This window comes from Micromonospora sp. WMMB482 (assembly GCF_019038635.1).
GTDB lineage: Bacteria > Actinomycetota > Actinomycetes > Mycobacteriales > Micromonosporaceae > Micromonospora > Micromonospora marina.
This window is the reverse complement of sequence record NZ_JAHOPD010000035.1, coordinates 1-6918: the sequence shown is the minus strand read 5'-3', so window position 1 is coordinate 6918 and position 6918 is coordinate 1. Positions and strand designations below refer to the sequence as shown.

General features: G+C 74.4%; 11 protein-coding genes and 3 pseudogenes. 11 read left to right on the top strand and 3 right to left on the bottom strand.

Translation table 11 applies throughout. The features are described 5' to 3' along the window. A pseudogene (locus tag KSK32_RS32845) lies at positions 1-191 on the top strand (beta-ketoacyl synthase); the annotation flags it as partial. Positions 192-239: 48 nt separating this feature from the next. Next, a pseudogene (locus KSK32_RS32840) lies at positions 240-715 on the top strand (hypothetical protein); the annotation flags it as partial. Between the two features lie 207 nt (positions 716-922). On the opposite strand, the gene KSK32_RS34060 reads toward KSK32_RS32840, so the two are convergent. From KSK32_RS34060 to KSK32_RS34050, 3 genes are all read right to left on the bottom strand, one after another. Continuing rightward, a complete protein-coding gene (locus KSK32_RS34060) occupies positions 923-1447 on the bottom strand; it encodes a hypothetical protein (protein WP_254188965.1) in 525 nt (174 codons plus the stop codon). Positions 1448-1483: 36 nt separating this feature from the next. Then, complete coding sequence (locus KSK32_RS34055; protein WP_254188964.1) at positions 1484-1642, bottom strand: hypothetical protein; 159 nt, start codon at positions 1640-1642, stop codon at positions 1484-1486. Positions 1643-2074: 432 nt separating this feature from the next. After that, positions 2075-2326, bottom strand: coding sequence for a hypothetical protein (locus tag KSK32_RS34050; protein ID WP_254188963.1), 252 nt, complete (start codon positions 2324-2326; stop codon positions 2075-2077). A 366-nt stretch (positions 2327-2692) separates the two neighbouring features. Here KSK32_RS34050 and KSK32_RS34045 point away from each other — a divergent pair. From KSK32_RS34045 to KSK32_RS32805, 9 genes and pseudogenes are all read left to right on the top strand, one after another. After that, a pseudogene (locus KSK32_RS34045) lies at positions 2693-2866 on the top strand (type VII secretion protein EccB); the annotation flags it as partial. Positions 2867-2933: 67 nt separating this feature from the next. Continuing rightward, the gene (locus tag KSK32_RS34040; RefSeq protein ID WP_254188962.1) at positions 2934-3677 is read left to right on the top strand and encodes a type VII secretion protein EccB; all 744 of its coding nucleotides are present in this window, start codon (positions 2934-2936) and stop codon (positions 3675-3677) included. A gap of 12 nt (positions 3678-3689) precedes the next feature. Continuing rightward, positions 3690-3902, top strand: a complete 213-nt coding sequence (locus KSK32_RS34035; protein ID WP_254188961.1) for a type VII secretion protein EccB — start codon at positions 3690-3692, stop codon at positions 3900-3902. 355 nt (positions 3903-4257) lie between these two features. After that, a complete protein-coding gene (locus tag KSK32_RS32820) occupies positions 4258-4545 on the top strand; it encodes a hypothetical protein (protein WP_308163843.1) in 288 nt (95 codons plus the stop codon). Then, positions 4538-4945 carry a WXG100 family type VII secretion target gene (locus KSK32_RS34030; RefSeq protein ID WP_308163840.1) on the top strand — a complete coding sequence of 136 codons (408 nt, stop codon included), beginning with the start codon at positions 4538-4540 and terminating at the stop codon, positions 4943-4945. Before KSK32_RS32820 ends, KSK32_RS34030 begins: the two co-directional genes overlap by 8 nt. Then, the gene (locus KSK32_RS34025) at positions 4942-5751 is read left to right on the top strand and encodes a hypothetical protein (protein ID WP_254188960.1); all 810 of its coding nucleotides are present in this window, start codon (positions 4942-4944) and stop codon (positions 5749-5751) included. Before KSK32_RS34030 ends, KSK32_RS34025 begins: the two co-directional genes overlap by 4 nt. Then, positions 5700-5825, top strand: coding sequence for a hypothetical protein (locus tag KSK32_RS34320; RefSeq protein WP_256451644.1), 126 nt, complete (start codon positions 5700-5702; stop codon positions 5823-5825). Before KSK32_RS34025 ends, KSK32_RS34320 begins: the two co-directional genes overlap by 52 nt. 107 nt (positions 5826-5932) lie before the next feature. Next, positions 5933-6448, top strand: a complete 516-nt coding sequence (locus tag KSK32_RS32810) for a hypothetical protein (protein ID WP_254188959.1) — start codon at positions 5933-5935, stop codon at positions 6446-6448. Between the two features lie 71 nt (positions 6449-6519). Next, on the top strand, positions 6520-6807 hold the full coding sequence (locus KSK32_RS32805) for a hypothetical protein (RefSeq protein ID WP_254188958.1): 288 nt from the start codon (positions 6520-6522) through the stop codon (positions 6805-6807). Positions 6808-6918: the final 111 nt, after the last annotated feature.

The following is a 6918-nucleotide window of genomic DNA, read 5'->3' as shown; positions in this document are numbered from 1 at the left end:
TCGGCGGGCTGTCCACCCTGGAGGAACAGGTGCTCGGCCGCGCCGCGCGGGGGCCGGTTCGGGTCAGCCCCTACATGCTGCCCGGGACACTGCCGAACATGGGCGCGGCCCGCATCGCGATCAAGTTCGGCATCCACGCTACACCTCGTCCATCGGCACGGCGTGCGCGGCCGGGCGCAGTCGATCGGTGAGGCGCTGCGCATCCTGCGCGCGGGTGAGGCGGACGTGGTGCTCGCCGGATGCGCCGAGGCGCCGCTGTTCCCGACGTTCGCGTACGCGTTCGGCAACGCCCGGGCGCTCGCTCGCGGCTGGGCCGACCGGCCGCCGCGAGCCGCCCCTTCGACAGGCGTCGCAACGGGCTCGTCTTCGGCGAGGGCGCCGGGTGTTCGTGCTGGAACGCGCCGCGCACGCCGCCGCGCGCGCGTGCCCACCGCCATGCCGACGTGCTCGGCTGGGGCGCCAAAACGACGCCCACCACCCGACCACGCCGCGCCCCGACGGCGCCGGGCGCGGCCGCGTGCATGCGGATGGCCGTCCGCGACGCCGGGCTGGTGCCCGGCGACATCGGGTACGTCAACGCGCACGGCACCAGCACCCGGGCCGGGACGCCGCCGAGCTGGCCGCGCTCGCCGAGGTGTACGACACCGGCCCGCCGCCGATGAGTTCGACGAAGGGCGTGACCGGGCACATGCTCGGCGTCTCCGGCGTGATCGAGGCGAGGCCCATCGCGGTCGAGGCGCTGCGTCGCGGCCTGCTGCCGCCCACGCACAACCTGGACGACCCGGAACGCGCCGGGGAGGTCGACCACATCCGCGCGAAGGCGCGGCGGTGGAGGTGGACGCGGTGCTGTCCAACTCGTTCGGCTTCGGCGGCCACAACGTCACCTCGTCCTGGCGCGCCCCGCCTGACCGCGCGGTGTGCCTCAGCGCAGCGTGATCACCGTGGCGGTGTCGTACGTGGCGACGGCCACTGTGAAGTGCGGGCGCAGCATGTCGGCCACGTAGTCGAGGTCGGCGACCAGCGGCACCGGCAGCAGGGCGCGCTGGTCCGGGCCGGTACGGGTGGCGACCAGCTCGATCCGGTCGGCCTTGAGCAGCCCCCGTTGAGGAACGCGGGCAGATCCTCGGGCAGCAGGCACCGCCACATGTCGACGTTGACGATCAGATCCAGCGCGCCGGCTTGAACTGCTGGAGCACGGTGCCGAGCAGGTGGGAGTTCGTCTCGCCGGTCGGCGCGTCGTGGTCGAACGTGTGCGACCCGGCGCCAGGTCCAGCGCGGACACGCCGTTGCCCACGACCAGCGCCACGCTCGCCGCCAGCTCGTCGCGCAGCGGCGCGGGCAGGACGTCCGGCCGGCCCAGCCCACCGGCCCGGTACGCCTCGATCGCCTGGCCGTAGAGCCGGATCCGGCCCAGGTGCCGGCCGAACGTGTTGAGCCCGTACAGCACTCGACGTCGTAGCGCAGATGCTTGCGCAGCAGTACTTCATGTTGTCCATCGAGGCGAGCCCGTTCGACGTCTTGCGGAAGTGCGGCAGGTGGTAGGAGAGCGCGTCGGCGTCCAGCCGGAACAGCTCCGGCGGCGCGCCGTGCAGTGGAACACCCGGTAGAAGAAGTCGAGGTCCTCGAAGCCCCACTTGACCATCGCCTCGTCGAACCCGCCGACCCCGCCGGAACGACTCGTGGTCCACCGACGCGTTGTGGGTCAGGCCCAGCAACCCAGGGCGCGCTCGGGAAGTCGTCAGTCCGCTGAGGGAGGGCGATGTCCTCCAGCCCCGGCTCACCGCCGCTCGCCCGCGCGTCGGACACCGACAGGCGCAGCGCCACCCACACGGTCCGGTACGCCGACGGCGGCGCGCCGGGCGCCGGTACCAGACCAGGGTGTGCGAGACGACCTGGGTCTGGGTGACCGGGCCGGAGAAGTCGGCGAGTACCGCGAGCGCGCGGTCCACCGCCGCCGCCTCGATCGAGCCGGCGGGCGCGCCGGGCCGGCCGGTCAGCGCCAGCGCGGCGAACCAGCCCCGGTCGTCCTGCCCGATGCCGAGCCGGGTGCCGCGCTCGGTCAGCTCCACCACTGTCAGTTCCGGGGCCAGCGCGGCCAGCCTCGGGTCACCACCGGGTGCCGCGCCCCGGGCCGGTCACGGCGCCGGTGCAGCCGGCGGCGGAGCATCAGATCCTCGTACCACCAGCGGCCGCCCCGGCGGGCGAACGCCGCGGCCACCGCCAGCAGCGCCAGGACGGCGACCACCACGAGCAGCCACGCCGGGCCGGCGGTGGCGAACCAGACGGCGAGCGCGGCGCACTCCACCACCACGAGCTGCCCGACCACGACCGGCCGAGGCGTCCCCGGCGGCGCTTGTCGGCCGGGGTGACCGGCCGGTCCGGTACGGCGGGAGCGGTGGCGGTACGACCGGGTGGCGCCTGCAGCTGCGTCATCGGTGTGCGTCCCTTCTGGACATCCTGGCATCCGCCGGGCGGGTGCGGTCGTTCGGGCGGCGGACGGGGTCCGGCGCACCCCCGGCGGCCCCTTATCGTAGGGAAGCCCGCGGCGCTGTTCGGACCTGTCGCCGTGGACCCACCCCCGCCGGAGGTTAGTCATGCGGACCCGCCGCGATCAGGTGCAGGCGTACCGCTTCGTCACCCGCCGCATCGTCTCGGCGCTGCTCTCCGTGATCCGGAGACGAACGACCTGCCGATGCGCCGCCTCGGCATGGCGGTGTTCGGCAGCGTCATCGCGGCCGCGGTGGTGCTCGGCGGCGTGGGCGCGTACGGGCAGCTCACCAGCAACTCCGCACCGCTGGAGCCGAACACGCTGGTGATCGAGCGGGAGACCGGCGCGACGTACTACTTCGGCGAGGACGGGGTGCTGCGCCCGACGCTCAACTACGCGTCGGCGCGGCTGATCGTCAACGACGCCGCGCGCGCAGCCGCGCACCATGTCCCAGGCGTCGATCAAGGATCGTCCACGCGGGCGGCTGGTCGGCATCGTGGGCGCCCCGGACGACCTGCCGGATCGCAGGTCGCTGGCCGGGCTCCCCTGGTCGGTGTGCGACGTGCCGAATCCGAACGACCCGCAGCGCTCCAGCACGCACCTGGTGATCGACCGGGCGCTGCCCGGCGGCACGGCGCTCACCGACCGGGCCGTGGTGGTGCGGACCAGCGACGCGCGTTACCTGCTCACCGGCGGTTCCCGGCTGCGGGTGGCCGGCGACGAGCAGGCGCTGGTGGCGTTGAAGATGGCCGGCGCGACGAACCTGACCGTCGGGCAGCAACTGCTGAACGCGGTGCCGGTCGGCCCGGATCTGCGCAAGCCGGCGATCGCCGGGGACGGCGGCGCGAGCGGGCTGACAGTGGCCGGCCGGCCGGCCCGGATCGGCCAGGTCTACCAGGCCGCCGGCCAGTACTACGTGCTCACCCGGCGGGGCCTCGCGACCGTCCGTGAGGTCACCGCGCTGCTGCTGCTCGGCGGCGGGGGCGAGGTGACGCAGATCACCCCGACGAGGCGGGCCGGCTCCTCACCGACCAGCGCCTGGACGCGGACGGCCTGCCGGCCCGGTTGCCGGCGCTGCACGAGGTCCGTCCGGGGCGGACGGTGCTCTGCGCCACCTACCGGCCCGGCCCGGCCGGTCAGCCACCGACAACCACGCTGGAGGTCTTCGACTCCCCACCGGCCGAGCTGACCTCGGCGACCGATGCCCGCGCGGCAGGGCGCCCGGGACGCGGTTCGCACCGCCGAGAGCGTGCTGCTGCCCGGCGGCAAGGGCGTGCTGGTGCAGGCCACGGCCGGGGAGAGCGGCAAGGCGGCGGCCGGTTCGACGGTCTACCTGATCACCGCGCAGGGCATCCGCTATCCGCTCGGCACCGCCGGGGCGACGCGAAGAGCGCGCTCGGGTACGGCGACGTGAAGCCGCTCGCCGTACCCGCCTCGCTGCTGGCGCTGGTGCCGACCGGTCCGACACTGTCCCGCGAGGATGCGATGACCTACTTCGATGCGTCGACTCCTCCGGGGCCACCGAGACGCCCTCGGCCGGAGGCGGGGCGGCGCAGGTCCAGGGCGGTTGACCGGCCCTCGGGCGATCCGAAGTGGAGGATCTCCGTCACGGGTCGCCCGGTTGGCCCGCTTCGACTAACCTGAGTGCGGCGAACGGTTATCGACGATGACTACGGGGATGCAGCCATGACGGGGCGCACGACAGTAGACGTACTGTCCTTGGAGGACTTTCACAGCGGCTCGATCGGCGCCTGCACGAGGCGGAGTCGGTGTTGCGCAAGCTCAACACCCAGATGCAGTGCCGCCCGCCGGCCCTCGGCACGTTCACCGACGCGACCGACAACGCCCGTCGCTACTCCGAGACCCACCAGAGCTACGTCAACCACGTCGACCGGCTGCGCCGGGCGATCCTGGCCGCCCGCGAGGCGACCCACAAGATCATGACGAACTACCGACCGCCGAGGGCCCGCAACGCCGCCGCCGCGGCCGACATCGCCGCCGCCCTCTCCGGGCTGAACGAGGCGATGGAGCAGCCGAAGGAGGATCCGCGTGTCTGAGTACACCCAGCGCTACGAGCATGTCCCGCACGAGGAGCTCTACCAGGGCGTCAACGCCGGCGACCCGAAGCAGATCGAGGCGCTCAGCGCCCAGTGGACCTCGCTGAAGGGCACGCTCGACGACCTCGGCCGCGACCTCACCGCCGACCTGGAGGCGCTGGCGAAGACCTGGACCGGCGACGCCGCGCGCGAGTTCCACCGCCGGCTGGACATGGTCGTCCGCTACTCCGGCAACCTCGCCGAGGGCATGACGGGCGTCCGGCAGGGCCTCGACATGATGTCCAGCGAGCTGCGGGCCGCCCAGTCGAAGGCGGAGAGCCCGGAGAAGACCGACGACAACGACAAGCTGCTCTCCGCGCCGGCAAGGGCTTCCTGCTCGGCGGCGCACCCGGTGCGGTGATCGGCGGGATCGTCGGCCACCAGCAGGACAAGGCCGAGCAGGAGAAGGCGCACCAGCGGATGGTGCAGGTCGTGGCGAAGCTCGCCGAGGGCTACGACTTCTCGGCGTACGGCCGGATCGTCGTGCCGGAACCGCCGGAGATCGAGCTGCCCGGCCACACCGGCAACGGTGACCCGACGCTGCAGAACGGGCCGTCGGTGAAGACGCCGTCGTCCGGCCCGAGCCTGGGCAGCTTCGGTCCGGGCGCGAACGCCACCGCCACCACGTCGGGCGTGCACCACACGGCCCCGACCGGCGGCACGCCGGGCGAGGGCACGCCGGGTGCGGGCACGACGGGTGGCCAGCCGGGCGTCGGCGTTCCGGGTTCGGTGCCGACCGGCGGCACCGTCGACCCGACCGGCACCTCACTGGCCGGCGCCGCTCCGCTGACCAGCACCGCCGGCGGCCCGACGATCGGCGGCGGCCCGGGCTTCGGTCCCGGCGGCGCCGGATCGACGACGATGAGCGCCGGCGGCGCAGGTGGCGGGCTCTACGGCGCCCCCGGCGTGCTGAGCACCGGCTCGCTCGCGGGCACCGGCGCCAACTCGGCGTCCTCGGCCCGCTTCGGCGGCGGCGTGTCCGGCGCGGAGACCGCTCGGCGGCCGGCACGGGCCGGCTCACCTCCGGGCGGGGCCTCGTGGTCGACGCCGGGAGCAAGTCCGCCGAGCGCACCGGCGGCGCCACCGGGCGGCCCGCGATGGCCGGCCGCAGCGGCGTGCTGGGCGGGCGAGGCGGCCACGGCGACGACGAGTCCGACGGCCGCCTGACCTGGCTCACCGAGGACGAGATGGTCTGGGGCGACGGCGACACCGCCCCGCCGCCGGTGCTCGGCGGCAACTGACACCGCACCCGCGCGAGTGGTCCGTCCACACCGACCCGTGTGGTGGCTCACGTAACGCGCAAGATCCTTGAGCTGCGGGATCCTCCGCTGACCGATAGGTTGAAACGGTGCTGCCCGTAGCGTTCGACCCGTCCACCTGGACGGCGACGCTGCGCCGGATCGCCCGCACGGCGGTGGCCAGTCTGGTGCTGATCGCCGGCCTCCAGGGCATCGCCGCCGCACCCGCCCACGCCGCCGCGTCCTCGCACGCGACAGACGCCCCGCACGCCGTCGCGACTGGGCACGTCGCGGCGATCGAGCGACTCGCCGCCGTCGAGCACGTCACGGCGCGGCAGGCGGCCACGGCCGGCGCCGCACGCACCGCCGATCTCACGGCGGGCGACGCCACGACCGCCACCCCGCGGACGACCGGTCCCGGCACCGGCCCGGCCGTCACCGAGGCCCCTTCCGCCGACTCCGCCGGGCGCGTCCCGGCGTCGAGGTCGCCGCCGCCGCCGACCCCGGCCGGCGCACATCGCCCGTCGCGGCCCGCCGCACGCCTGACCGGGCGCCCTTCCGGTACGCCCCGGCGCGGTCCCCACAGCCCGCACCCGGCGCCCTGCCGCGCGTCCCGTCGCGTCTGAGTCACGACGCGCACCGCCGGATGTCGGGCACAACCGTTGATCATCTTTCGTTCCACCACGAGGTGCTGGTGATGCAGACCGTATTCTCCACCGTCCTGCCCGACATGCCGCGCGGCCGCCGTGATCTGGCTGGTCCTGCTCGCCGTGGCCGCGACAGTGGTCGCCGCGCTGATCGTCCGGCCGTCCCGGTTCCGTTCCGACTGGTCGAACGGATCAGCGACGCAGCCCGGCCGAGCAGCATCGAACGCGCCGAGCGCACCCGCGTACGGGACCGGGAACGGATCCGCTACGCCGACGAGATGGCGGTGGCGGCCTCCCGTGCGACGGCGACCGCCGAGCGGAGCCGCGCCGGATGCTGAGCGCCCAGGAGGAGGCCGAGGCCACCTGGCAGGCGTACCAGGCGCCGAGGAGACGTCCGGCGCCTGACCGCCGCCGCGGCGCTCCCGCTGCCTCGGACCGCCAAGACGCCG